The 258-nt window shown below is 40.7% G+C and carries 1 protein-coding gene; it reads right to left on the reverse strand.

The window, feature by feature from the left end; translation table 11 throughout:
* Positions 1 to 258 (reverse strand): HYR-like domain-containing protein (locus tag ACNG5D_RS16240; protein ID WP_418184549.1); only part of this gene is annotated, 258 nt, incomplete at both ends.

Consider the following 258-nt stretch of genomic DNA (forward strand, 5'->3'; position numbering starts at 1 on the left):
CATCAGTAACAACTTCAATATCCGCAGCAGGCACATCATCAATACATTGAACAGCAATAGGATTAGGGTTAGAAGCCGTAGGCATTATAGGGTCTGTGATTAAAATGGTTTGTTCAACGGTTATGCTATTCCCACAAGTATCAGTTACACTATAAGTTCTGGTAATGGTTTCAGGGCAATTGGCATTATCAGAGACATCCGAAACAAAAGCAACAACAGGAGTGTTCCCACAATTATCAGCTTCATCAGTTACGACCG

The sequence above is a fragment of the Algibacter ulvanivorans genome (assembly GCF_048381495.1).
GTDB classification, from domain to species: domain Bacteria; phylum Bacteroidota; class Bacteroidia; order Flavobacteriales; family Flavobacteriaceae; genus Algibacter_B; species Algibacter_B ulvanivorans.